Origin of the sequence: Longimicrobium sp. (assembly GCF_036554565.1) — a bacterium.
Taxonomy (GTDB): Bacteria; Gemmatimonadota; Gemmatimonadetes; order Longimicrobiales; family Longimicrobiaceae; genus Longimicrobium.
On record NZ_DATBNB010000806.1, the window covers coordinates 1 to 2,081 of the forward strand.

At 72.1% G+C, this 2,081-nt stretch carries 3 protein-coding genes; all 3 read right to left on the reverse strand.

All coding sequences use genetic code 11. The features are described from left to right. Positions 1-232: 232 nt before the first annotated feature. On the reverse strand, positions 233-850 hold the full coding sequence (locus tag VIB55_RS22865; protein ID WP_331878991.1) for a hypothetical protein: 618 nt from the start codon (positions 848-850) through the stop codon (positions 233-235). Between the two features lie 61 nt (positions 851-911). Next, entirely contained in the window at positions 912-1,676 is a 765-nt protein-coding gene (locus VIB55_RS22870) for a hypothetical protein (RefSeq protein ID WP_331878992.1), read from the reverse strand. Between the two features lie 12 nt (positions 1,677-1,688). Beyond that, the coding region (locus VIB55_RS22875) for a hypothetical protein (protein ID WP_331878993.1) at positions 1,689-2,081 on the reverse strand (393 nt) is incomplete at its 5' end.

Genomic DNA, 2,081 nt, shown 5'->3' on the forward strand with positions numbered 1-2,081 from the left:
ACGATCCGCGTGTACGGGCGCCGGGTGCGGGACGGCAACCTGAACGCGGCGACGGAACGCACGGTGGAAGAGCGGATCATCGTTCGCTGATCCACGGCCCCGAACGGCAGTTTCACGCAGAGGCCGCGGAGGGAAACGAGAGGACGCAGAGGGCTGACCAAAGCCTCTGCGTCCTCTCTGTCTTCTCTGCGCCCTCTGCGTGAAACTCTCTTCGGTTTTCCGAACGAGCGGATCAGCGCGGACCGGAACGGGGCTCCGGGTGCGGCTCACCGCCCGGCGCTGCGGCGGGGCCGGCCCCGGGCCCGCCGCGCTCGGCGGAGCGCTCGCGGCGCATGTTGCCCATGTCGGGCGCGTTCATGCGGGCAGACATGCGGCCCAGCAGCACGCGGCCGGCGCGCACGTCGTGGCCCACGTCGATCAGCAGCAGCGTCAGGTCGCCCGCGCCCCACAGCATGGCCGAAAGCACGCCGCCCTGGATGACCTCGGCCAGCAGGTTCAGCGCCAGCTCCGGCCATGCGGGCGCCTCCGACGAAGCCTCGAACATCAGCCCGGCCACCACCTCGGCGATGATGGCCACCAGCACGATCATCGCCACGATCTTGAAGAGCCGCGCGATGTACTGCAGGCCGATGTACGGCTCGGTGTCTTCGGCGCGGATGGCGCCCGGGTCGCGGCGCAGCGCCGTGGGATCGCTGGGCGGCACCGCCGGGCGCGACACCAGGTCGTCGTCGCTCGCATGCCCCCCCGAGTGCCCGTAGTTGGGCCCCCCGCCTACGGGAGCTCCGCCCCCCGCCGCCCCGTGCCCCGTGGGTCCGCCGCCGATGGGCCCGCCCGCCTGGTCGTCTTGCATCGTCCCTCTCCCCGTGTGGTCTTCGTCAGCCCGCGTATCGATCAGAACCCCTGGTGCTCCATCAACGCCGCCGCTCGGCGACGAACAGCTGCGCCTCGCCGAAGCCCGCCCGTCGCGCCGCGTCGGCGGCCCACTCCAGCCGGGCCACCTGCTTATCGGTGTGCCCGTCGCTTCCCAGCGAGAAGCGCACCCCCGCCTGCGCCGCCTTGCGCAGCAGCCGGTCGTGCGGCAGACGGTAGCGGTTGCTGATCTCCAGCGCCACCCCGCTTTCCGCCAGCGCCTCCACGTACCGGTCTTCCCGCTCGTCCGTCCACCACGCCCCCACGTCCGGCTCGATGTCGTACAGGGCCGGCGGCGTGAGCGTGCTGTGCGCCGCGATGTGGATGGGCATGGTGCGCACCATCCGGCACAGCTCGCTCACCATCACGTCCATGAGCTCCTGCGGCTTCTGGTTCCACGGCTCGGGAAGGGTCTGCCACCAGGGCGAGCCCATCCCCCCGCCCGGCAGCGGAAAGCCGTGGTTGCTGCCGATGCGGTAGTCGAAGCGGTCCAGCAGCTCCTGGGGCAGCTCCTGGATGAAGTCGTCGCACCAGCAGAACTCGCCCGAGCGGAACACCGGCACGTCTTCCAGCGCGTCCTGGTAGCGCCGCAGCGCCGCCTCGGTGGCCACGAACCGCTCGGTGTTGCGCCGCGAGATGTGGTCGGCGATGCCGATCTGCACGCCGCGCTCCCGCGCCAGCGCCACCACCCGCTCCAGTGGCAGGTCGCCGTCCGAGAACGTGGTGTGCGAATGCAGGTCCTGCGTGCCGATCAGCGAATCTGCCATGTCCCCCGGCATTCAGTTCCCCCGCGCCGTGCGCGTGCGATAGCGTGCGCGGTACGCCTGCTCCGCCCCCTGGATGGCCAGCCAGCCGGCCTGCCCCTCGGGACCCAGCCGCTCGCGGGGCACCCGCTTGGTGGGCCACGGCGCGGTCACCTCGTCCAGCGAGCCGTGCCACATCTCCATCGTCGCCTCCACGATGGCCTCCGCGGCGCGCTCGCGCTCCTCGGCGCCGATGCGGTTGAGGCTCACCGTCACCCGCAGCGACCCGCGCGAAAACGCGTCCGCCAGGAAGGTGGCGTACTCCTCGCGCCGCGCCTCGTTTCTCGGGCCTCCGGCGCGCGACAGCAGCCCGCGCAGCGCCACGGCGTCCTCCGCCAGCCCGCGGCCCAGCAGCGTGTGGGCCGTGTA

Coding starts and splice junctions, on each gene's coding strand:
- VIB55_RS22865 (WP_331878991.1), bottom strand. CDS start 850: ATGCAAGACGACCAGGCGGGCGGGCCCATCGGCGGCGGACCCACGGGG.
- VIB55_RS22870 (WP_331878992.1), bottom strand. CDS start 1,676: ATGGCAGATTCGCTGATCGGCACGCAGGACCTGCATTCGCACACCACG.